Annotated in this window: 22 protein-coding genes and 3 pseudogenes; 15 read left to right on the forward strand and 10 right to left on the reverse strand. The window is 29.4% G+C overall.

The window, feature by feature from the left end; all coding sequences use genetic code 11:
- From HMPREF2629_RS00980 to HMPREF2629_RS00990, 3 genes are all read left to right on the forward strand, one after another.
- On the forward strand, positions 1 to 191 hold a 191-nt coding region (locus HMPREF2629_RS00980), incomplete at its 5' end, for a DUF1643 domain-containing protein (protein WP_141756709.1).
- A gap of 13 nt (positions 192 to 204) precedes the next feature.
- The gene (locus HMPREF2629_RS00985; protein WP_070813039.1) at positions 205 to 426 is read left to right on the forward strand and encodes a hypothetical protein; all 222 of its coding nucleotides are present in this window, start codon (positions 205 to 207) and stop codon (positions 424 to 426) included.
- 180 nt (positions 427 to 606) lie between these two features.
- Positions 607 to 1,422, forward strand: coding sequence for a DUF6994 family protein (locus HMPREF2629_RS00990; RefSeq protein WP_070813040.1), 816 nt, complete (start codon positions 607 to 609; stop codon positions 1,420 to 1,422).
- Positions 1,423 to 1,476: 54 nt separating this feature from the next.
- On the opposite strand, the gene HMPREF2629_RS00995 is transcribed toward HMPREF2629_RS00990, so the two are convergent.
- From HMPREF2629_RS00995 to HMPREF2629_RS01010, 4 genes are all read right to left on the reverse strand, one after another.
- Positions 1,477 to 4,596, reverse strand: coding sequence for a type I restriction endonuclease subunit R (locus HMPREF2629_RS00995; RefSeq protein ID WP_070813042.1), 3,120 nt, complete (start codon positions 4,594 to 4,596; stop codon positions 1,477 to 1,479).
- Positions 4,580 to 5,875: a restriction endonuclease subunit S gene (locus HMPREF2629_RS01000; RefSeq protein WP_070813044.1), complete on the reverse strand. Its 1,296-nt coding sequence runs from the start codon at positions 5,873 to 5,875 to the stop codon at positions 4,580 to 4,582. The genes HMPREF2629_RS00995 and HMPREF2629_RS01000 overlap by 17 nt, the downstream gene beginning before the upstream one ends.
- Positions 5,865 to 7,379 (reverse strand): class I SAM-dependent DNA methyltransferase, encoded by a 1,515-nt coding sequence (locus HMPREF2629_RS01005; protein ID WP_070813045.1) that lies wholly within the window; start codon positions 7,377 to 7,379, stop codon positions 5,865 to 5,867. The genes HMPREF2629_RS01000 and HMPREF2629_RS01005 overlap by 11 nt, the downstream gene beginning before the upstream one ends.
- A gap of 87 nt (positions 7,380 to 7,466) precedes the next feature.
- Positions 7,467 to 9,011: an ATP-dependent nuclease gene (locus HMPREF2629_RS01010; RefSeq protein WP_070813046.1), complete on the reverse strand. Its 1,545-nt coding sequence runs from the start codon at positions 9,009 to 9,011 to the stop codon at positions 7,467 to 7,469.
- A gap of 212 nt (positions 9,012 to 9,223) precedes the next feature.
- Here HMPREF2629_RS01010 and HMPREF2629_RS11225 point away from each other — a divergent pair, with 212 nt between their 5' ends.
- Positions 9,224 to 9,394 (forward strand): hypothetical protein, encoded by a 171-nt coding sequence (locus tag HMPREF2629_RS11225; protein WP_256325147.1) that lies wholly within the window; start codon positions 9,224 to 9,226, stop codon positions 9,392 to 9,394.
- A 244-nt stretch (positions 9,395 to 9,638) separates the two neighbouring features.
- Here the strand turns inward: HMPREF2629_RS11225 and HMPREF2629_RS01020 are convergent, their stop codons facing one another.
- The 4 genes from HMPREF2629_RS01020 to HMPREF2629_RS01035 all read right to left on the reverse strand — a co-directional run bounded on the left by HMPREF2629_RS01020 (position 9,639) and on the right by HMPREF2629_RS01035 (position 13,005).
- Complete coding sequence (locus HMPREF2629_RS01020; RefSeq protein ID WP_100217431.1) at positions 9,639 to 10,466, reverse strand: sensor histidine kinase; 828 nt, start codon at positions 10,464 to 10,466, stop codon at positions 9,639 to 9,641.
- Between the two features lie 117 nt (positions 10,467 to 10,583).
- Positions 10,584 to 11,339, reverse strand: a complete 756-nt coding sequence (locus HMPREF2629_RS01025) for a hypothetical protein (RefSeq protein WP_070813048.1) — start codon at positions 11,337 to 11,339, stop codon at positions 10,584 to 10,586.
- Positions 11,332 to 12,246, reverse strand: coding sequence for an ABC transporter ATP-binding protein (locus HMPREF2629_RS01030; protein WP_070813049.1), 915 nt, complete (start codon positions 12,244 to 12,246; stop codon positions 11,332 to 11,334). The genes HMPREF2629_RS01025 and HMPREF2629_RS01030 overlap by 8 nt, the downstream gene beginning before the upstream one ends.
- A gap of 90 nt (positions 12,247 to 12,336) precedes the next feature.
- Positions 12,337 to 13,005 (reverse strand): response regulator transcription factor, encoded by a 669-nt coding sequence (locus HMPREF2629_RS01035; RefSeq protein WP_002473506.1) that lies wholly within the window; start codon positions 13,003 to 13,005, stop codon positions 12,337 to 12,339.
- Between the two features lie 108 nt (positions 13,006 to 13,113).
- Between HMPREF2629_RS01035 and HMPREF2629_RS01040 the strand changes: the two are divergent.
- From HMPREF2629_RS01040 to HMPREF2629_RS01070, 7 genes and pseudogenes are all read left to right on the forward strand, one after another.
- Positions 13,114 to 13,788 (forward strand): annotated as a pseudogene (locus HMPREF2629_RS01040) (IS6 family transposase).
- A gap of 136 nt (positions 13,789 to 13,924) precedes the next feature.
- Positions 13,925 to 14,998, forward strand: coding sequence for a hypothetical protein (locus HMPREF2629_RS01045; RefSeq protein WP_070813051.1), 1,074 nt, complete (start codon positions 13,925 to 13,927; stop codon positions 14,996 to 14,998).
- Between the two features lie 34 nt (positions 14,999 to 15,032).
- Entirely contained in the window at positions 15,033 to 15,776 is a 744-nt protein-coding gene (locus tag HMPREF2629_RS01050) for a hypothetical protein (RefSeq protein WP_070813052.1), read from the forward strand.
- A gap of 41 nt (positions 15,777 to 15,817) precedes the next feature.
- Positions 15,818 to 16,795, forward strand: coding sequence for a DUF1002 domain-containing protein (locus tag HMPREF2629_RS01055; RefSeq protein WP_070813053.1), 978 nt, complete (start codon positions 15,818 to 15,820; stop codon positions 16,793 to 16,795).
- A gap of 197 nt (positions 16,796 to 16,992) precedes the next feature.
- Entirely contained in the window at positions 16,993 to 17,769 is a 777-nt protein-coding gene (locus HMPREF2629_RS01060) for an HNH endonuclease (protein WP_070813055.1), read from the forward strand.
- Positions 17,770 to 17,923: 154 nt separating this feature from the next.
- Entirely contained in the window at positions 17,924 to 18,940 is a 1,017-nt protein-coding gene (locus tag HMPREF2629_RS01065) for a hemolysin family protein (protein ID WP_070813056.1), read from the forward strand.
- A gap of 206 nt (positions 18,941 to 19,146) precedes the next feature.
- Positions 19,147 to 19,470: pseudogene (locus tag HMPREF2629_RS01070) on the forward strand (HAD-IIB family hydrolase); the annotation flags it as partial.
- 273 nt (positions 19,471 to 19,743) lie between these two features.
- On the opposite strand, the gene cstB reads toward HMPREF2629_RS01070, so the two are convergent.
- A complete protein-coding gene (gene cstB / locus HMPREF2629_RS01075) occupies positions 19,744 to 21,072 on the reverse strand; it encodes a persulfide dioxygenase-sulfurtransferase CstB (RefSeq protein ID WP_070813057.1) in 1,329 nt (442 codons plus the stop codon).
- 18 nt (positions 21,073 to 21,090) lie between these two features.
- Positions 21,091 to 22,158 carry a DsrE/DsrF/DrsH-like family protein gene (locus HMPREF2629_RS01080; RefSeq protein ID WP_002473139.1) on the reverse strand — a complete coding sequence of 356 codons (1,068 nt, stop codon included), beginning with the start codon at positions 22,156 to 22,158 and terminating at the stop codon, positions 21,091 to 21,093.
- Between the two features lie 138 nt (positions 22,159 to 22,296).
- On the opposite strand from HMPREF2629_RS01080, the gene cstR reads away from it, so the two are divergent.
- From cstR to HMPREF2629_RS01095, 4 genes and pseudogenes are all read left to right on the forward strand, one after another.
- Complete coding sequence (gene cstR, locus HMPREF2629_RS01085; RefSeq protein ID WP_000456195.1) at positions 22,297 to 22,557, forward strand: persulfide-sensing transcriptional repressor CstR; 261 nt, start codon at positions 22,297 to 22,299, stop codon at positions 22,555 to 22,557.
- Entirely contained in the window at positions 22,554 to 23,312 is a 759-nt protein-coding gene (locus HMPREF2629_RS01090; RefSeq protein WP_002473148.1) for a sulfite exporter TauE/SafE family protein, read from the forward strand. The genes cstR and HMPREF2629_RS01090 overlap by 4 nt, the downstream gene beginning before the upstream one ends.
- A 169-nt stretch (positions 23,313 to 23,481) precedes the next feature.
- Positions 23,482 to 23,691: pseudogene (locus HMPREF2629_RS10825) on the forward strand (heavy metal translocating P-type ATPase); the annotation flags it as partial.
- A 17-nt stretch (positions 23,692 to 23,708) separates the two neighbouring features.
- Positions 23,709 to 24,084: YdhK family protein (locus HMPREF2629_RS01095; protein WP_053019975.1), on the forward strand; the 376-nt coding region annotated here is incomplete at its 3' end.

Below are 24,084 nucleotides of genomic sequence, written 5' to 3' on the forward strand. Positions count from 1 at the left end.
GTGAAAGTGAAACAGTGATTCTTGCTTATGGTGCTTATGCGAAGCGGCCAGTTGTTGTTGAACGTGTCGAACAAGTGATGGAAATGTTAAAACCTCACAAAAAGAAAGTCAAAAAGCTCATAAACCCAGCAACGAATGAAATCATGCATCCACTCAATCCTAAAGCAAGACAAAAATGGACATTGAAATAAAGGAGGATTATCTATGAACCATGAAATTAAACAATCAGATTGGCGAACGGTTGCTAATTGTTTAGCATCACAAAATTATATATCGATCGTAAAAGGATTAGTACATCATTTCACAACGATTGACGATGAAGAAATACTGGATAAAATCTATGATGATTTTATGAATGATGACTCTATAACAACGGTACTTAATAATGATTTACAGATAATTATTAACCATTATCTATCAAAATGAAAACTATATTCTAATAAAAAAAGAGCATCCTTCACTTTGCGGTGAGGGATGCTATCTATTTATTTTTTTGTTTCTCTTTAATTCGTTTATTAAAACTGATTAATTTATTATCATTAGTTGAAGTTATTACTCAATTAGAATGATACAATAAAATAAAATTTCATAAGTAGAGGTTAATTGATGAAAAGATATGTATATGAAAATAACATTAATTTAATAAAGTCTTTATATGCTAGTGATTTTTGGACGACTTTGAAAGAAGAAGCGAAGTATTATAAGCATAATAATAAATTAAAAAAGGATAATTCTTTAAGTAAACTTAAATCTCTAATTAATGTTATATATATAGATCCTGATGCTGTAGATAAAGCACTTGTAGCCGAAATGCAAGATTTCTATAATGAAATGCAAGAAAATCAATATATAAATAAGCCCTATTATCTTAGTATTAATAATCACAAATGTAGCCTTGATGCTATCATTGGTTGGAAGACACTCTTTCAATATCATAAAGGAGAAGAAATATGGCTAAAGGATTTAGCACTTATTAGAGGCAGTAGAATGGGACACTTAGCTTTTCCAGTTCAAAAAAATTCTATTAATCAACTTAGAGGTAACTTACTAAAAGATAGAATTGATTACACACTTTTTGATATCAAATCTTTTTATAATCATGAAACTAATTTAAAATTACAGAAAGCTTATGAACAAAAAAATACTCGAGATTGGCTCCTGTCCTTTGGATCTTTCAATCGATTTATAGATCAAATGAAATTAAACTATTTTGTTTATTCAAATTCAGAAGATTTATCCTCGTATGATGTGATTGATCTTTCTAAATCATATAGAAATTCTTCAGACCATTGTTTAGAAGCAATCCCTCAAAAAATAAAAATTGAAGACAATTATATTACTAATATCATTGATTATGTTAAGTACTATGGTGAAAATTTATCTAACACTCATTCTGAATTAATGTATGATTATTACTTATAAGTAAATAGAGCATCCTTCACTTTGCAGTTAGGGATGCTCTTTTAGTTTATTTTTTTATTGATTACTCGCCATAAGTTCTGCTTGTTCTACGACCTGCTCTACAGCCATTTTTTGTAAATCTGGTGGATAGCCATATTTCTTAAGCAATCGTCTAACAGCTACGCGCATTTTAGCTTTTGCGCTATCACGTTTAGACCAATCAACCCCCATATTTTCTTTTACTGTTTTAGTTAATTCATGAGCAATCGCACGTAGTTCTTTATCTTCCATTGCTTTTTTCGCTGTTTCATGTGAAACTAAAGCATCGTAAAACGCAATCTCATCCGAATTTAGGCCTAATTCATTTCCTCGTTGTTGTTCTTGTTTGATATCTTTAGCGAGTTGAATGAGTTCTTCAATCACTTTAGATGTTTCAATGGAACGGCTATTATATTTATTAATCGAATTTCCTAACATCTCAGAGAAACGCTTAGATACCGTTGCATTCGTTTTCATTAATGATTTAACTTGTCCTTTGAGTAATCGATTTAATAATTCTACCGCCACATTTTTCTGTTTCAATCCTTCGACATCTTTTAAGAAATCATCAGATAAGATTGATAAATCAGGCTGTTCAAGACCTAGCGTTTGATAAACATCAATCACATCTTCAGTTACAACAGATTGTGATACCAGTTGATTAATTTCTGCTTCAACTTCTGCCGGAGTTTTACGTGTTTTTCCTTCTTTTGATGGTTGTAATAATTTAACAAGCCCTGCTTTAACCGCTTTAAAGAAAGCAATTTCATCATTGAGTTCTTGAGCTGTTGGTTCAGTCGCACAAAGAGCAAAAGCTTTCCCTAATTCTGTGACTGTTTTAATAAAACGTTGACGTTCATCTTCACCTAAACCAATCACATAATCCATCGTATTCGATATTGTATAATAACGTTCAGATTTTTTATCTGAATTAAATTTAGAATAATCAAGATTATATAACATATCTTGAATCACATCATACTTCAATAACATCAATTCAACCGCTTTATCTGTATCTATTGCCGTTTGAGCTTGATCTGATTCTGTATATTCTTTAAGTGCCTCTTTCAAACTTTCGGCAATACCCACATAATCGACAATCAATCCACCCGGCTTATCTTTAAACACTCGATTAACTCGAGCAATTGCTTGCATCAAATTATGGCCTTTCATTGGTTTATCGATATACATCGTATGCATGGAAGGAACATCAAATCCTGTCAGCCACATATCTCGAACAATCACGAGTTGTAATTCATCATTCACATCTTTCATACGTTTTTCTAATACATTACGACGTTTTTTAGGACCAATATGTCTTTGGAAAGAAGCAGGATCACTAGATGAGCCTGTCATTACCACTTTAATAACCCCTTTATCATCATCATCTGAATGCCATTCCGGTTTTAGACGAATGATTTCATCGTATAAATCAACAGCAATTCGACGACTCATGGTCACAATCATTCCTTTACCTTTCATCGCTTGCTGACGTGTTTCAAAATGTTGGATGATGTCTTCGGCTAAGGCTTCTACACGAGGTTTTGCGCCTGCTAAGGCTTCAATTCGTGACCATTTTGATTTTAAACGCTGTTTTACATCCTCTTCTTGATCTTCTGTAATGTCATTATATGCTTCATCTAAATCTAAATTTTGAGGTAGATTTAATGGAATTACACGACTTTCATAGTAAATTTTAACTGTACTTCCATCAGCTACGGCTTGTGTCATATCATAAACATCGATATAGTTCCCAAAGACCATTTGCGTATTTTTATCCGTTGAAGCTACGGGCGTACCCGTAAATCCTACAAATGTTGCATTCGGTAAAGCATCTCTTAAATACTTCGCATAACCATATTTAATCCCTTTGCCTTTATCATCATATTTAGCGTTAAAGCCATATTGTGTACGATGTGCTTCATCTGCCATAACAATCACATTTTTACGTTCTGTTAGGGCAGCCATGGTCGTTTCATTTTGTTCAGGTTCAAACTTTTGCATCGTTGTAAATACAATACCACCCGACTCAACAGATAATAACGATTTTAATTCTTTACGTGTTTCAGCTTGTTTTGGTGTTTGTCTTAATAAACCTTTACCAGACCGTCCTTTCGATTTAACAAACGTACTGTATAGTTGGTTATCTAAATCATTACGATCTGTTACGACAACTAAGGTAGGATTATTCAGCATTTGAATTAATTTTCCAGAGAAAAAGACCATGGTTAAACTTTTACCAGACCCTTGGGTATGCCAAATAACACCGCCTTTGCCATCACCAGTTCTAGATGAAGCTGATAAAGCTCTATCAACAGCTTTATTAACAGCATAGTATTGATGATACGCTGCTAGAATTTTACTAATATGTCCTTTACCATCATCTTGGAATAAGACAAAATATCGAATTAAATCAAGTAAGGTTTCTGGATTTAACATCCCATGAATCAGTACGTCTAAGCTAGCTAAACTTGATGAAGATTCCGTTTCTCCATCTTTAGAACGCCAAGTCATAAAACGATCATAGTTCGCAGTTAGTGAACCGGCTTTAGTATTAATGCCATCACTTGTAACAAGCACTTCATTAAATGTAAATAATTGTGGAATACGCATTTTATATGTTTCTAATTGATGATAGCCGTCTTCGACGCCTACGGTTTCATTGGTTGAATTTTTAAGTTCAATCACAACGATAGGCAAGCCATTGATAAAGAGGACAATATCGGGACGTTTTGTATAGTCTCCATTAACGACCGTGAATTGATTGACTGCTAAAAAATCATTGTTTTGTGGATGTTCAAAATCAATGATTTTAACAATTTCTACTACCGATTGTCCTTCGTCATCATAGTCTTCGATTTCAACACCATTGATCAAATTTTCATGAAAGGTAAGGTTATTTTCTAAAAGGTTAGGAGACTTCTCTAAAGTTAGTTCATGTATGGCTTTTTCGATAAAACGAGGATGGATGCCTGAGTTGATTTTTCTTAATGCTTTCTCTAAACGTTCGTGAAGTACTACATCTTTATCACTTTTACGTTCTGGTGCTAGACCTGCCATACTAATTTCATTACCTTTTTTATAGTAATAACCTAGTGATTCTAACCATTCTAATGCAACTTGTTCTAAATCATCTTCATTAAATTGAAAGTTCATCTGTATTCACCTCGATATCATCAGGTATTTCTATTTCACCAGACATGAGTTTAGGAAGAAGCGTATCTCGCAAGTCAACTAAAATTTCATTTTCTGTATTCAATTTTTCAATTTTTTGCATATATTTTTTAATAATTTCATTAAATTCATTTGCTATATTTAAATCAATAATAATAGGAACTTTTAAAATAATATCTTTTGAAACTCTAAGCACAGTAGTTCCAGTGGCGCTACCTTCAACAAATTCTCTATATTTATTGGTTTGCATTAAGAAATATGCTACATATTTAGGCAAAGTAGACTCCTTTACTTTAAATACATCTAAACTATAAATCATATTTTCGTTTAAATTTGGTACTAACGCAGGAGCACCTAGCATTTTTCTGTCTTGAGTCAAATCAGTAGCTGCTATAATAATATCTCCCGCCTTAACTTTATGCTTATCTTTAAAGTCTCCAAAATAATATTTTGTCTTTTCATTTTTAAATCCACTATAAAATTGAAAATTACTTAGTGATAACATTGGAATAGATTCTTCTATTTCATTTTTTTTATCTAAAAATTTCCCTTTATAAGATAAACCTTTATCTAAATCTATGTAATTACCTAGTGTAGTTTTTCTCCAGTTCTTAGGAATTTCTCCTAATTCACTATCAATCATTTCTCCACCACTAGATTTATAAGGGTTACCATCTTCATCTGGAAATTCAAAATCTACAAACCAACGTTTAAACAATGTTTGTGATAGTTCTTCAAGGTTTGCTATGATTTTTTTATTTATTTCAATTTTGTTATCTATATTATATAAAAATTTTCCTATAAGCATTTCTTTCTTATAGTCAAATCTTTTAACTTCTATTTCTTTTAAACTTTTTAAACTTATTGTTTTTTGAGTGGACCCAGTAACTTTGCTTTCAATTTGTTGTTGAACATAGGGACCTCTTAAAGCATAGAATAAGTACTTATTATCGATTGTTTTTCTTATAGGATTTAAAACCACAGTATTTTGTCCTAAACAAAAATTTTCATCTTTTACTACTAGCGCTACATTCCCATATGTTCCTACCCTAGTAATTATAATATCGCCGACAGTAGGTTTGTACTTCTTGGTGAATTCTAAATAATCTAATTCACTTACATTAGCCGTCTGAGAGATGTTTAGAAACCCCGTTTCTATATCCTTAACTCTAATCATTGGATAACCTGATGTACTATAAACTTTAGGTGTTTTATGTAAAGAATCATAAAAATTCGATAAATTTCCTAACTTATACTCCATAACCTAATCCCTCCAATGATTTACGGATTTGGTCTTCAAGTTCTTTTGATTTTGCGAATTGTTCACTTAATTCAGAAGTAATACGTTCCATTTTTTGTTCAAAAGGTTCTTCATCTTCTTCAACGTCAGCTAAACCAACATATCGTCCAGGCGTTAAAATGTATTCATTATTCTTAACTTCTTCTAAATTAGCTACTTGACAAAAACCAGCTATATCTTCGTAGGGTTTATCGTTTGTACCTTTCCAAGCATGATATGTTTGTGCTACTTTTTGAATATCTTCATCTGAAAATTCTTTTAACGTTCTAGTTACCATATGACCGATTTCACGAGCATCAATAAATAAAATTTCATTTTTACGTTCTTTTTTACTATTTTGACCTTTATTATTACTAATGAACCAAAGACATACAGGTATTTGTGTTGAATAAAAGAGTTGACCTGGTAAGGTAACAATACATTCCACTAGATCTTGTTCAATAAGATTTTTGCGAATTTCTAATTCATCTTTTCCACTTGTAGACATCGATCCATTTGCTAATACGAATCCTGCTGTACCGTTAGGTGCTAATTTTGAAATCATATGTTCAATCCATGCGTAGTTGGCATTGCCTTTTGGAGGTACTCCAAATTGCCAACGATAATCATCAAGTAATCGTTCTTGTCCCCAATCACTTGCATTAAAAGGAGGATTGGCTAATATGTAATCTGCTTTTAATCCTTTATGTAAATCGTTATGGAATGTATCAGCATTTCGTTCACCTAAGTCATTATCAATACCACGGATAGCTAAGTTCATTTTTGCTAATTTCCAAGTCGTAGGGTTAGATTCTTGTCCGTAAATCGCAATATCGTCTAATCGACCTTGATGTTTCTCAACGAAGCGTTCACTTTGTACAAACATGCCCCCTGAACCACAACATGGATCGTAAATGCGTCCTTTATAAGGTTCAATCATCTCAACTAATAACTTTACAATTGATGATGGTGTATAGAATTCGCCAGCATTTTTACCCTCAGCACTTGCAAATTTTGCTATAAAGTATTCGTACACTCGGCCCAATACATCTTGCTTACGACTTTCAGTATCACCAACTTTAAATGTAAATAAATCAATAATATCTCCTAATTTTTCTTTATCTAACGCAGGACGCGCATATTCTTTTGGTAACACACCTTTTAATGATTCATTTTCTTTTTCAATCGCAATCATTGCTTTATCAATCATTTGTCCAATTTCAGGTTTCTTAGCATTATCATTGATATATTGCCATCTTGCTTCTTTTGGAACCCAGAAAATGTTTTCTGCTAAATATTCATCTTGATCTTCTTCATCAGCATAAGGATCTTGCTTCAATTCTTCATATTTTTCTTCAAAAGAATCTGATACATACTTTAAAAAAATTAAACCTAATGCTACATTTTTATACTCAGCAGCATCCATGCTTCCTCTCAATTTATCTGCTGCTTGCCATAATTTTTCTTCAAAACCTATAGTGGCCATTAATAACACCTCTTAAATATTTTTAATTTAAATATATCAAAATTTAAATAATTATATGCCTGTATTTTTAAATATAATAACATTAATCTAAGTGTTATTTTTTTTGTTTAAAGTAATATATATTTCTTGGAACTTAGACGTTGTTTTTTGAAAATTGGGTTCATCTAGTTCTTTTAATTTTCTAATAATTAAAATATTTAATGAATATTTATTAATATGATATTTAGAGTCTTTTTTCATAATATTTTTCTTCTCAATTACATTTTCGAAAGACTTGAAATTCTGGTAACTTTCCAAATCTTCTTTTAAAGTATCTGAAATTTCATCTTCAATTAGCAATTCAGAGATACATTCAGTAATAAATTCTTTCTCAAATAAATCTTCAAGTTGTATTGAGTATTCATCTTCGATTTTTTCATCCAAATTTGACTCTTTGATAGATTTATTATTATTTAAAATTATCCTATTATTATAATCACTATTAAAATTATTTTGAATTTTTTTTGCCATTTCCAATCCTTTTTTATCATAGTCTAGAACTCCTAGTGGTGGATTAGGAAATACCTCTTTATACACAGTAATAAAATCTGAAATTTTATTAGCTCCTTCTGTTTCAATAAATGTTAAGCTTTTTTTAGGAAATAACCTGTGGTAGATGTATTGATGAACAATTTTATCGGTTTTACCTTCTACCATCACTACAGTTGAATTAATGTTTATTCTTAAAGTATCTAATAAATTTATACCCATGATTTGATTTATTTCCAATAGTTTGACTTTATCTTTTTTATTGTAATCGATATATGTTCCTTGTAAAACATCTCTTTCGATTAGAAGAATATTATTTATATCAGTTTCATTTATAAAAGCTGTCGAGTGGGTACTGATAATTATTTGTGAATTTTTAAATACTTCTTGAATTTTTTTATATAAATATCTTTGGGCTTCTATATGTAAATGAACTTCTGGCTCGTCAAAGAGAATAATATCTGGCATTTTATTATTTTTTACATTGTATTTATTAATATAATACGACATTATTATTAATTTTTTTACGCCATTACTTTTTTCATTAATTGGTGCTGTATCGCCATAGCAATCTGCAACATATAATTCATTATTAAAAATTAAAAGGGAATAGTAGTCCTTACTTATAGCTAATAAGTCTCTATTTATATTAGATAATAAAATTGCAACTTCATTATTATCTAAGTCATCAAAAAATTGAACTATCTCTATTATTGATTGATCAAGAGATGTGTTATTATCTACTTTAGCTATTTTAATTTGTTTATTTACAGCTTTTTTTGCGCTTTCATTATATATTGTATTAGTATTATTATCTTCATATTCAATAGAATGTCTATTTTTGTTATTAAGAGTAATAATTTGTTTATTACTTGTTGAAAGTATGGTTTTAGGTAATTTTCTTTCAAAATTTTCTAATCTACTTATACTTTGGAGAGCTGTATCAAAGTTTTTAACATCTAATGATTCAAATATTGCACTAATTATATTTGATTTACCCGAATTATTTGATCCCACTATTATATTTAAATTTCTATTTAAGTTTAGTTCCAAATGTTTTATAGATTTATAATTATAAATTTCTATTGTTTTTAGCGAATTCATATGTTTTTTATGACTCCATTTCTTCCATAATTAATTATAGATTAACATATTTTGAAGTTAATTCTGGAGTATATAACGAAATACACTTAAGTAATGAAGAAAGATTTAATAAAGAAAAATTAGGGTTGTTCAAGTATGAAAATCAACTTTTTTCAGTAAGTTTAGATAAAAAAGAATTTTGTAAAATGGTAGACACTCAGGATAATAAGGAAGTGACTAGTTGGAGTCGCAAAGGGGAATACATTTACATTAAATTTAAAGGAAGCTTTGTTGAAAAGCACAAAATATTTACGATTGCTATTCTCCATACTTTTTCAAATAATAATATTCGATATTATCGTAAAGATATAGGTCCAGTATATTTAGGACCACCACCATTATAAATAAGCAAACATAGTAAACTAGCATAACATTAAATAGCCCCCACAAATTTAAGTTTTGGCTCAACTTTGTGGGGGTTTCTTAATAAGATATACTCTTAGTGTTTCATTTTCCTTTTTACCTTAATGGTAACTTATAGCTCCTAATGGTTTATAGATACAATAGTATTTGAATTCTTTCTCAATTATTTTTTTAAAGTTAATATCTTCTTAAAAGTAATAAAGAGTTATTTGAGTTTTGAAATTTTTAGTCATCTTCACTTATATTTTTAGTTTTTTTAAAGTGTATTTTAATTTCAAATATACCATTTTTATATGTGGCATAAACTAGCCCATCTTGTTTTGCAACTAATTTTTTTACTATATATAACCCTATTCCTGAATGTTGCTTATGACGACTTAAATCAGCGATGTAAGAACGATTAAAAATATATTTAATGTTTTCTTGAGTTAGTTGTTCATCTGTATCGTTAGCTAATTTTACAATTACGTCATTGTCTTTTTCGTATAAATCAATATCAACGAAGCTTTTACTATAGCGTAGGGTGTTCTGAATTAAATTTGTAAATATTCTATTTGTCGCAAATTGATCTAAAACAACTTTTGAAACTTTTGATAAATTAAAGTTTACATCAATATTTTGATTTTTAAATTCACTATAATAGGATAAAAAGCTATTTTTAAGTTCATCACTTAAAGAAAGTTCTTGAAAATTAAGTTTATAATCTAATGAATTAATTTTAGTTATTTCATGAAATAATTCTACTAAGTTAATAAGTGAAGTTGTTTTATCCTCTATTATGCCTATATATCTTTTTTTCTCTTTCAAAGTAGTATGGGGATCATTAAGTAAATCTGTGTATCCTTTCACAGCTGTTAAAGGAGTTCTTAAATCATGAGAAATGTTAGTGATTTCTTGGTTTAACATCAGTTCTTTTTTCTTGTTAATAACATTTCGTTTTCTATATATAGTAAGTATTGAATTTATTTCATTACACAAATTTTTGGAAATATTGAATTGTGTGGAAGTACGAATAACTTGATTCGAAGTGACATCATTTTTTAAGTCCTGCAATTGTATAGTCACTTGTTTTATTTCCATGTATAACGATATATATTTATAAGCTAAATATATTATAGATAGTATTAAAATTAGGAAAAAAATGTATATCATTTTTAGCTATCCTCACTTTTAGTTTAGATATCTCGTCTTTTTAATTATCAAATTTCCTATAATTAAAAAGACTACCCCTAAACCTATACCGACCATCCAACACTCTAAATGAATAACGCTTGTATCTGTAGCGTATTCTTGAAATATTTTTTCAAAAAATTTTGTAGGAGAATAATTGTATAGAATAATCCATTTTTTATTAATAAATTTTAGCAGTTCTAACAAACCACCACCATAGTAATAAATAAAAATAGTTAAGAGAACAGAAAATGCACCATTTATTTTTAAACTATTCAATAGGTGAGATAATGCTAAAGCGCCAAAGATTAAAGGTGACATATTAATTAATGAGATTATAAAATTATTTAATGTTTTATAGTCTTTTTCAAACAAAAGTGAACCGAAAAGTATACTTACAATAGTACAAATTAAACATAATATAAAGAAATAAAAGAGAAATATTATAAACTTTCCGTAATAAATAGTATCTAATGAAATATCGAAAGAAATGCTTTGTTTTACTATGTTTTTGTTCTCTTTATTGTTGACTATTAAATTCATTGCTGAACCAATGGCAATGATAAAGAGTCCTGAGGAAACAACATTAACAAGAAAGAATTTTAAATTAGCGTATGGGAATTTAAAAGTAGTTTTATCAAAGTATACTAATGTAAAAGCGGCTAATATAATTAGTGTTGCACATATTATTGTGTATAAATATATGCTTTTGCTATGTAATAATCTATAATTCTCACTTTTGATATAATTAATCAATTTCATCACCTCTTTTAATATTTAAGAAGTAATCTTCTAGATTAGATACTTCAATTTTAAATTCATATACATCTATATTATTTTCAATTAGTATCTTATTAATTAAGTTATAATCAATCGAACTTTGATATACAATTATTTCTTGCGCATTAATTACCCTGTAATCAATATTTTTTATATTTTCTTCTAAAACTTGAGAAGTTTTTGATGTATTATCAACGCGTATTAACAGCTGTTGTTTACTTTCTTGGGTTAACTTTTCTTTACTAATATCTTTAATAATTTTACCTTTATCAATGAAGACAAATCTATCAGCTACTTGTTGTAATTCATTTAATATATGACTAGACAAAAGGAAAGTAATACCGTGTTCTTGATTTAACCGGAGAATTAAATTCCTAAAGTCTTTTATTCCCTGTGCATCTAATCCGTTTATTGGTTCATCCAAAATTAATAAATCAGGTCCATTTAATAGAGCTAAAGCTAATCCTAGCCTTTGTTTCATACCTAAAGAGTATGTTTTAAATTTTTTATTAACGTTTTCTAATTCCACCGCTTTAAGAACTTCAGTAATATCTTTAGTATTTGAAATACCTCTTTGGATACTAAAATACTTCAAATTCTGAAAGGCTGTGAAATTATTAATAAAATCAGGATGTTCAATCATGAATCCTATTCGCTTACGCATTTGATTTTTTATATCGGATTTTTTATTAAATAATTCTATATTTCCACTATCAGCTTTAATTTGATTTGCTAATAATTTAAAAAAGGTAGATTTACCAGCACCATTTCTACCTATTAAAGCACAAACTTCACCTTTATGTAGTTCGAAATTTGTCGGTAATAATCCATGATTGTCTTTATATTTTTTACTTAAGTCTTTTGTTTTGATTACTAGATTCATAATATTCGCCCCTTTCCAAAAGACAATTTAAGTATAAATGGAAAGGTCTTAAATTCCTTTAAGTAAAATATAAAGAAAGTATAAAGAAAATTATTCTATTATAAATCCAATCCCCCATACAGTTTTAATGTAAGATCGGTTAGTATAGGTACTCAATTTTTTTCTAATATTTGATACGTGGACATTAACCGTATTATCATCTCCCAAATAAAGCCCTTGAATTTTTTCATAAATCTTTTGTTTTGATATTGGTTTTTCAGGAGTTTTCATTAATAAGCATAAAATATCATATTCTTTATTTGTTAATTCGATTTTATTTTTATTTAAGTAAACATTTCTAGTCGATTTATCTATACTTAATTCTTTCCATACTAATAAATTTTGAGGTGGAGATTGATTTAAATTTCTTAATTGAACTTCAACTCGTGCAGATAATTCTTTATTATTAAAAGGTTTTGTTAAATAATCATCTGCTCCTTTATTTAATAATCGAACTTTTTCTTCAACTTCAGTTTTAGCTGATACAACAATAATTCTGCTCATTAAGTGTTTTTTTATATAAGTGAGTAATTCTTCTCCCTCAATATGAGGTAACATTAAATCTAGCAATATTAAATCGTAATTATGTGTTTTTAAATACTCTAAAGCTTCATTTCCTGAATAAACTATAGTAGTTTTAATTTTCATTTTTGTTAATGTTAATGACAAAATATGTGCAATATCTATATCATCTTCAATAATTAAAGCATTATATTCCATAAACCTAAGTCCTCTTTCTTCAATGGAAGTTTTTAATTATATTATATATTTTGGTTCTGTTGCAAAGTTGAATCTATAGTATAATTTTAACAAAAAGGAGTCTTCTGTATGAACTATTTCAGATATAAACAATTTAACAAGGATGTTATCACTGTAGCCGTTGGCTACTATCTAAGATATGCATTGAGTTATCGTGATATATCTGAAATATTAAGGGAACGTGGTGTAAACGTTCATCATTCAATGGTCTACCGTTGGGTTCAAGAATATGCCCCAATTTTATATCAAATTTGGAAGAAAAAGCATAAAAAAGCTAATTACAAATGGCGTATTGATGAGACGTACATCAAAATAAAAGGAAAATGGAGCTATTTATATCGTGCCATTGATGCAGAGGGATATACATTAGATATTTGGTTGCGTAAGCAACGAGATAATCATTCAGCATATGCGTTTATCAAACGTCTCATTAAACAATTTAGTAAACCTCAAGAGGTAATTACAGATAAGGCACCTTCAACGAAGGTAGCAATGGCTAAAGTAATTAAAGCTTTTAAACTTAAACCTGACTGTCATTGTACATCGAAATATCTGAATAACTTCATTGAGCAAGATCACCGTCATATTAAAGTAAGAAAGACAAGGTATTAAAGTATCAATACAGCAAAGAATACTTTAAAAGGTATTGAATGTATTTACGCTCTATATAAAAAGAACCGCAGGTCTCTTCAGATCTACGGATTTTCGCCATGCCACGAAATTAGCATCATGCTAGCAAGTTAAGCGAACACAGACATGATAAATTAGTGGTTAGCTATATTTTTTACTTTGCAACAGAACCTTTTAATTTTATTGTATTTGATAACGCTTTATTTTTTGATAGCATGGAAAGTGAGTTTTATATCAGGGAGATGTATGAATGAAATTTAGAAAATTAGGGATGTTAGGTTTGTCTTCTTTTATTATTTTAAGTGCTTGTGGTCAAAATACAGACAATAATCATAAAAAAGACAGTGATCAAACACAGGAAAGGGATAAAAAATCAGATGAAACTGAAAAGCAATCAAATGATGAAGTAGCAGAAAACAATCAAAATACAAAGCATCAACCTCAAGGTGAGTCTAATGCTGCAGAAACAACAAATGAAGCAAATAATCAAATTAGTCAACCTATAACAATTGATGAAGCAAAATCTATTGCTTTTAACTCCGAAGATATACTCAATTTTACTCAAAATAAAGATGATCTAATTTACAATAAAGATAAAAGTAATGATGATAAAATTTTTATTGAAACGCCTTTTGGTGGGATAAACGACTCCGTTAAGCACCACGCCATTATAGATAGAAATACAGGAAAAATTATCAAAACGGGTGGCGCTATTACACATCCAGATGGTCCTATAGAAGCGGAAAACGGTTATATAGATAAAGATATTTATAATTCAACTGCTGATTTCTACAATACTTACGTATACAAAAAAGGAATGCCTAAGTTTGAAACTGCCAATTCTGATGTACCAGAACAAAAATATAAAGAACTTTCAAAAATCGTAGGTAATTATTGGCAAAAAGAACAAGGATATGACAATGAGTCAAATCAATCAATATCAAATAACAACCAGTCTCAAAATAAAAAAGAAAATAATCAAACAGATAATGATAGTAAACAATCAACGAATGAAAATACAAAAAATGAACAAAACCGAGACAACATTGAAGAAGATAATAATAAATCAAATCAAAAACAAAATAATGAAGAACAGCAAGAAAATAGTAACGAGGAAGCTTCGCAAAATGAGGAACGTGAGGATCCAAATCAACAAATAGAACAACCATCTAGCGAAGATAAGCAAAATCCAGATGCAGCACAAGAAAATAATAACCAAAACAATGATGAAAATACTGATGGTAACAACTATGAAAATGAACAATCTCAAGATGTAGAATCAAAAAGTTCAGAAAATGACAAAGAAACTTCAAACGCTTCATAAATATAAAAATATTATTATCAAAAGGAGTCTTTAATTGGTTAGTGTTACACAAAGAATTTCACAAATTAAACAACCCCGTGGTGGGTATTTAAACAGAAAATCATTTGAAGTTAAGCAACTAGAACCAGAAACATTTATAGATACAAAATATGAAAATATAGCACCTCAAACAATTGGTTTAGTCGTAGACTACCTTACTCGTATGGTTATAAATCAAGACAAAGAAAAATCATTTGCCATATCGTTAACTGGCGCAAAATTAGCTGGGGAATTACAAACAGCCGAATCATTGTTAAAAGATATTAATGGTAATGATGATCTATCTATTATTAAAGCATGTCAATTGGTAAATTACGATTATAGAGCAGGAAGCAGGCCTAAAGAATTTAAAATTCCAGATCAAGACACAATTAATAATATAAAATCACTTATAAACAGAAGTCTTTCATTTTTTAATCAAATTGGTGAAGTTAAAATGGATGGTTTCAAATTTGAGGGGGGTTATACACGCATTATTGATAGTGGAGATGGCGACTTTCTAACTGAAGATACTTTGTGGGATTTTAAAGTTTCAAAACAACTACCACAGAAAAACAGTACGCTTCAATTAGTGATATATTATTTAATGGGTAAGACATCTCAAAAGCCTACCTTTGAGAATATACGTTACATTGGTATTTATAATCCAAGATTCAACCAAATTTATAAATATGATATGACACAGGCTGATTCAGAAATGATTGAAACAATCCAAAAACGTGTTATTGGATACGATTAATATAAATATATGAAACATTTTAAGGGATGGTGTATTTGAAAATGAAAAAAGCAATAACTAGTTTAGCAGTAGCTACATTGTTGTTATCAGCTTCAGGTGTTGTTAAAGCAGCTGAAAATAAAGAAGATTGGGATGAACCTGTTTTTATTAAAGGCGCTGACTTAGAAGGGCAAGATTTACAACAAACTGAGAATGATCTAGGCGTTGATGATAACTATGAAACTTATAATGTTAACGTCAATGATGTGAGTAATTATATCCCAAACAGCAGTAATCTAAGTTATATTTATTCAAGTGCAACAATTGAACATAAAAAATGGGGTAAGGGTGTTGATGTGAAAATTGATACACCAGATAACATTACAAAAGTGACATCTGAACAATATCAAAATGCTGCAATTACGGCAGGAATTAAAAACGCAGAAATACATATAGCTTCTGTCGACCAAGTAACTGGTGAAGGTGCTTTAGCTGGTATTTATAAAGTATATGAAGAAAAAGGTAACGACCTCAACGCTGAAGATATTCAAAATTCTAATCAAGAAATGAATGACTTAGGTAGAATTTCAGAAGAAAATAAAGGTAAAGATGGATATTCAGATGAAGCTTTGAATGCTTCAATAGCAGATATTAAAGAACAACTTGCAGATATTAAACAAAATCAAGATAAACAAATAACACAACAACAAGTTGAAGACACGGTCAATAAAGTACTCGATGAACGTGGCTTGTCAGAAATATTATCAGAAAATCAAATTCAAATGATTAATAATAATATGGTGAATGTGGCAAACTCTAATGCCTTAACTTCTGATCCAAAAGCATTTAAACAAAATGCAAAAGATGTATTAAAAAATATTGAAAAAAACTCAGATGATTTATTGAATAAAGCAAAAGATAAAGCCAAGGATTTGAATACAGAAGAAAATAGAAATCTCCTTCAACGCATATGGGACGGTATTGTGGAAATTATTCAATCTATCATTCAATTTTTCTCTAATCTGTTAAATAAATTATAGAGTTGTTTAAAAAGAGAGGACAAAATCTGCCCTCTCTTTTTTAGCAAAATCACTAATAAGGAGAAGCATATCATAAGTGAGAAAGTTTTTTAATCAACTTCGTAAATAAAATTTTTATAGTAACTATTGTTATGTTTTCATTATTTTAAATTAAAAAAATAGATTTCGATAAATTAATATATAACGGGTGATAAATGATGAAATATTGGATTATTCCATGTAATGTTAAAGATTATGATGTTATAGGTGCATTCAATAAATTAAGTGAAATCGATTGGAAACAAAGTAATAATATGAAATCAGCAGCGGTTGGAGATATGGTTTTGATTTATCTTTCCCGTCCCTATTCATGTATTAAATATATATGTAAAATTAAAGAAGTGAATAAGCCAAAATCTACAATTGAAGATAGCGATTATATTATGAAAGGTGATAATTATGTTAATTATGGTAATTATATGCAACTTGAATTACTTGAAAGTATAAACGAATTGTTATTAACCCATGAAAATTTAAAATTAAATGGATTAAAAGGTAATATTCAAGGTCCAAGATCATTAAAAGATAATTTATTAAGTTTCGTACTAGAAAAAATATCTCCTATTCTTAATAATACAAATAAGGATGAAATTGAACTTGAAAATATTGAATATAAAGAAGGAAAAGTTCAAGTTAAATATGGTATTAAATTTGAAAGGAACCATTATTTAAGACAGAAAGCGATTGAAATTCATGGAACTAGTTGCAAAGTTTGTGGTTTTAATTTTGAAAAAATGTATGGCAATATTGGAAAGAATTTTATTGAGATTCATCATATTAAGCCGATGTATACTATTAGAAAAGAAATCTCTGTCAATCCAGAAACGGATTTAATACCATTGTGTTCTAATTGTCATAAAATGATACATAGAAAAAAAGCCAAGCCTCTAACATTAGAAGAATTAAAAAGTAAAATTTTAATTAAAGAAGAATAAAAATGAATCAAATTGATAAATAGAATAACACTTTAAATACCTTACCTAGATTACAGTCTAAAGTTGGATACGATGAAAGCAATTTTTCATATTTAATTAATTTAAAAATACTATTAAATAGAAAGACAATATTTTTTATTTTGGAGGAACATATTTGGGGACCCTATTTAGTCTGATTACTTTTATATTATTATTAGTCCTAACGGCATTTTTCGTAGCGACAGAGTTTGCTATCGTGAAAGTCAGAGAAACAAGAATTGCACAATTGTCTAATGCAGGAGAGAAGAAAGCAATCGCTGCTAAAAAAGTTGTCGATCATCTTGACGAATACTTAGCTGCCTGTCAATTAGGTATTACCATTACCGCTTTAGGTATTGGTATGGTCGGGGAATCCACATTTGAATTTATTTTACACCCACTATTCAGTAGTATAGGTATTCCTGAAGCATGGATACATCCATTTACTATTGGTGGTGCGTTTGTTATCGCGACATTTTTACATGTAGTTGTAGGTGAGATGGCGCCTAAGACCATTGCGATTCAAAAAGCTGAGTATATTACATTACTCTTTGCGAAGCCAATCATCTTTTTCTATAAAATAATGTATCCATTTATTTGGCTATTAAATGGTGCAGCACGATTAATCTTGAAAATGTTCAACATGAAACCAGCTAAAGAGAGTGAGGTATTCCACTCTGAAGAAGAATTAAAACAATTAATTCAAGATAGCCATGAAGGTGGCGAAATTAATGACAGTGAGTTACATCATATTAATCAAGCATTTAAATTCGATAATTTAGTCGCAAAAGATATTATGATCGATCAAGAACATGTCAAAACACTCAATTTAAATACACGTTTTGATGATGCGATTCAACAAATTAAAGTAGATGCATTTACAAGATATCCAGCCATTAAAGATGATCAAATTGTTGGTTTTATCCATTCCAAGTCATTATTTAATGTGGATCAGCCATCTAAGTTAGCGACATTTGTTAATCCAATTATCAACGTTAAACTGAATACGCCATTGAAGCACATTTTGGAAATGATGAAAAAGAAAAAAGTTCATATTGCTGCAGTTTATGATGATGCTGATTTCAAAGGTATCATTACTTTAGAAAATATTCTTGAAGAAATCGTTGGCGATATTGAAGATGAATATAATTAATACAACTGTTTATACTGACCCTATCATTGAGATTTGAAAGTTTGAATGATAGGGCATTTTTTATTTAGCGACTTTAAACATTGACATCTGACTCAACTTGTAACTATAACGATTACATGAGATGAAAAAATTGAAAATTAGTATTTGTCTAACAAGTATTATTGATTAAACGAGTCATTTAAGACTAGATGATTTATTGTTATAGATATATTCATGATGACTACCGTATTGAATATTTATGTAAACATATTCAAGCTGCTATCGAAGCAGTAGATAAAGACGTTGATAAAGGAAAAGCGATTCGCTTTTTACAAAATTTATTAAATATAAGTAGTGAACAAACGATTGTATTAGGTGATGGTTTAAATGATATTCCTTTAGTTGAGCATGCACGATACAAAGTTGCTATGGACAACGCTTATCCAGAACTTAAAAGTAAAGCAAATTTAAGTTCAATTAATAATGATAGAGATGACGTAATAGAAACATTGAATACATTACTTATAAATGACGATAATCATAGTGAATGAAACAATATGTAATTAACTTTTATACGATAAACCGCATCATAAAGGAATTTTGAACGTATCAGAACATATGAGGTTTATAAGAATTGCTGTTATGTTTTTTGAACACATCAATAAATAAAAAAGGCATGTACTGTGTAAAATATTTATTAAATTATATAAATTTATATATATATAAATATTTTTTAAATATATATTTATTCAATAATATAAAAAGGACTATAAGCTATATCTAAATACTTATAGTCCTTTTTCATTAGCATAAATATATAATTATTAAGAAAGTTGTATATCTTTGTAACCTTCGTTTACATTAATAATGTTGTGATAACCTTTGTGTTCTAAAATACCAATAGCTATAGAACTTCTAATACCAGATTGACAGTGTACATAAATAACATCGTTTTTATTGAAAGGTAAATCTGTTTCTAAAAGTTTGCCGTGTGGTACATGAACCGCTTGAGATAAATGGCCATTATTCCATTCATTATCATTACGTACATCTAATATATGTGATTCGTTACCTGTAATGTCTTCACTATGAATGGAACGTGTTTGAATCTTAGATTGAGGTAATTGATATCCAGCAACATCATCGTATCCAATGAGTTGTAAGGTGTGTGTTGCTTTTGAAATAAGGTGATAGTCTCCAATCAAGTTAATTTCTTGATCATAGTTTAGATACCAGCCAATTTGATTGATGAAATTTTTATCATATGGAATATTGATTGTACCTTCAATATGTCCACCATGATAAGCCTCCTTACTGCGGAGATCAAAAGTTAATCTGTTTGTATTTGTAGCTGGATAAACCGTATAAGGTTGATATAAATTCATACCGAATTGATTAATTTTTTTCATTTGTGCAAAATGATGTGGTGGTGCAGGTTGGTCAGAAATGAGTTTATCGATAAAGGTAGCTTCGTTATTTTCAGAAAAAGCCCAGTTCGTTTGTTTTTCATAGCCAAGCGTAGATGTTGGAATAGCACCTAAAGATTTACCACAAGGACTACCAGCGCCATGACCAGGCCAAATTTGAATGTAGTCTGGCAAGTCTTTAATACTTTCAATCGATTTAAACATTTGTTTAGCGCCTATTTCAGATGATCCTTCTACTTTAACCGCTTTTTCTAGTAAATCAGGTCTACCGATATCTCCTACAAAAATAAAATCACCACTGAATAGTCCCATTGGAACTTGTGCTCCAGCACCTTCGTCAGTAAGTAAAAAACTTATACTTTCTGGCGTGTGACCAGGTGTGTGAAGCACTTTTAATTTTATATTTCCTACATAAATATCATCATTATGTTGAACAAAATGAGTGTGGTTAGGCATATTTTTATAACCTAATGTGTCATCACTTTCACCTGATACATAAATATTAGCATTTAACTTTATAGCAACATCTCTAATTCCTGAAGCAAAATCTGCATGTATATGTGTTTCAGCTGCATGAGTAATGGTTAAACCTTCTTCATCAGCAACTCGAATATATGAAGATAAGTCACGAATAGGATCAATAATCATGGCTTCTCCAGTTTTTTGACAACCGATTAAATAAGATGCTTGAGATAAATGTTTATCATAAAATTGTTTAAAAAACATAATATCATTCCTTTCTAATTATATAAATAAATTGTGATTAGCTTGTTCTGTATATCCAATATATGCACCTACGCCACCGTATTCTACATCATCGCGTAATTCTTCTTTTGTAATGCCCATCACATCCATACTCATTGTACAAGCGATAAGTTTAACACCTTGCTCAACCGCTTGATCAATAAGAGAAGGTAAAGTATCGACATTTTTCTTTTTCATGACATAACGCATCATTAGATTGCCTAAACCAAACATATTCATTTTAGAAATAGGCATGTTAATTGGTGAATTTGGAAGCATGAAGTCAAAAAGTTTTGCAATACCTTTTTTCTTAATGCGTTGACTTTGAATTTTTTTAAGTGCATTTAAGCCCCAAAATGTGCAAAAGATGGTTACATCTCTACCTGCAGCTTTAGCACCATTAGCAATAATCATTGCTGCAACTGCTTTATCTAGCTCGCCGCTAAATAAAACAATCGTTGTTCCACTTTTCGTGTGTGTCACTTCTATATTTTTATTTTCTTCTTTTTGAATAATAGCGCGAATTTCATTACCAGAATCATTGAGTCTAACAAGTGTATGTCCAGTTTGTTTGACCCAACTTTTAATATCATTTAAAAATCCGTGATCAGTCACAACAACTTCTATTTGATCACCAATAGCGATGTTTTTGATTTCTTTACTAATATTAACAATAGGTCCTGGACATTGTAGATTACTATAATTGAACATCTTACGATTATCTTTAATTTCTCTATCTTCTTTTACTTTAGATAAATTATCATTATGATGTTGTTGTTCGTATGCGGTATAACCTCCGTCTAAATTCACCACATCGTATCCGCGTTGTGCAAGAAATTGACTGGCTTTTCTACTTCGATTACCACTTTTACAATAGATATAGTAAGTTTTATTTTTGCTTTGTTTAAAAGTCTCTATATTTTCAACTGAATGTAATAAAGCATTTTTAATGTGTCCTAATTCAAATTCTTCAGGCTGTCGAACGTCAATTAATTGACCCTTAGAACCCAATTCTTCTAATTCCTTTTTAGTGAAATCATTAATGTGTTTCGTTTCATATTGTGACATAATTACCTCCTTTTAAATACCTATGGGGGTATATTATAACGAATTAGATAGTTTGTCAAATACCTATGGGGGTATTTGACAAAATAAAATTTAATCAATATGATGTAATTATTAAAAATGAATGTGGAGTGAAATATATTGGAATATAATAAAAAGATGATTAATCGTATTCATCGCATACAAGGACAGCTTAATGGAGTCATTAAAATGATGGAGGAAGAAAAAAATTGTAAAAACGTCATTAGTCAATTAAGTGCCTCTAAAAGTTCTATTCAACGGTTAATGGGTATTATCATTAGTGAAAACTTAGTAGAATGCGTCAAAATGTCTGAAGAAAATAGTGAAGATTCTCAGGCACTAATTAATGAAGCAGTTGAATTATTGATAAAAAGTAAATGATAAGTATAACAACAATTATAGTAATGTTAGTTATTGGTATCTTAGGAGGATTTATTTCTGGATTAGTCGGTATAGGGGGAGCCATTGTTATTTACCCAGCTCTCTTATTATTACCACCATTATTTGGTTTACCTACTTATAGTGCTTATATTGCTTCAGGATTAACTTCAAGTCAGGTGTTTTTTAGTACATTGAGTGGATCTTTAAACGCATATAAAAATAAAAATTTTTCTAGAACGCTTATACTTAATATGGGAAGTGGAATGGTAATAGGTAGTATGCTAGGTGCAATCTTAGCGAATTTAATAAATGTTCAGTTTGTTAATACGGTTTATATTATTATTGCATTACTAGCTCTTATTCTAATGTTTATAAAAGTTACACCATCTACTAGTCATATTAAGTTTAATCGTCTACTTTTAATTACAATAGGTGGTATCATCGGTTTGGTATCTGGTATTGTAGGAGCTGGTGGCGCATTTATTATTATTCCAGTACTACTTGTTATATTTAAATTACCAATGAACATGGTAGTTACAAATAGTATTGTAATTGCATTCATCTCTTCTATTGGAGCATTTATGATTAAATTATTACAGGGTTATATTCCTATCAATAGTGCAATACCGTTAATTTTAGGTAGTATACTATTTACGCCTCTAGGTATGAAAATGGGCCAGAAAATACCTGACTATATTCAAAAAACGATAATATGTATTTTAATCGTCGTTGCAATTATTAAGTTGATATTTTAAAAACATGGGAGTGGGACAACATTCATTTTGAACTTGATTGAATATATAGTATATTTAATAAAATGCAGCTATTGTGGCGTAGAATTTAAGAATCAAAAAATGATTAATATAGTTTGAAAAGACTGAATATAAATACTAGAAAAATAGCCAGTAAATGAGTTTATTATGAATTCATTTCTTGACTCTTTCAAATAATACTATGAGAAAAATGGTGCAAAACTTATGGTGGGGTGCAGGTTATAATATTGTTGCTGTACCTTTAGCAGCTGGTATTTTAGCATTTATCGGCTTGATTTTATCACCTGCAATAGGTGCTATTTTAATGTCACTAAGTACGGTTATCGTTACAATTAATGCCTTTACATTAAAATTAAAATAAAAGATAGGAGTTTTATTATGATTAAAAAATTATTTTTTATGATATTAGGATCATTACTAATATTATCAGCTTGCTCCAATAATGATGAAAAAGATAAAGACACTAATGACCAAAAAAGTGAGAGCCATATGAAGCATAATGATGAAAGTAAAGTTCCTGAAGATATGACATCGACTAATGAGGGTGAATTTAAAGTAGGAGATAAAGTAACGATTACAGCAGGGCATATGCCAGGTATGAAAGGTGCAGAAGCTACTGTAAAAGGTGCGTATAAAACATATGCTTATGTTGTAAGTTATAAACCCACAAATGGAAATGAAAAAGTAAGCAATCATAAATGGGTCGTAAACGAAGAGATTAAAGATGCACCTAAAGATGGATTTAGTAAGGGCG

The organism is Staphylococcus sp. HMSC034C12, from assembly GCF_001835895.1.
GTDB classification, from domain to species: domain Bacteria; phylum Bacillota; class Bacilli; order Staphylococcales; family Staphylococcaceae; genus Staphylococcus; species Staphylococcus hominis.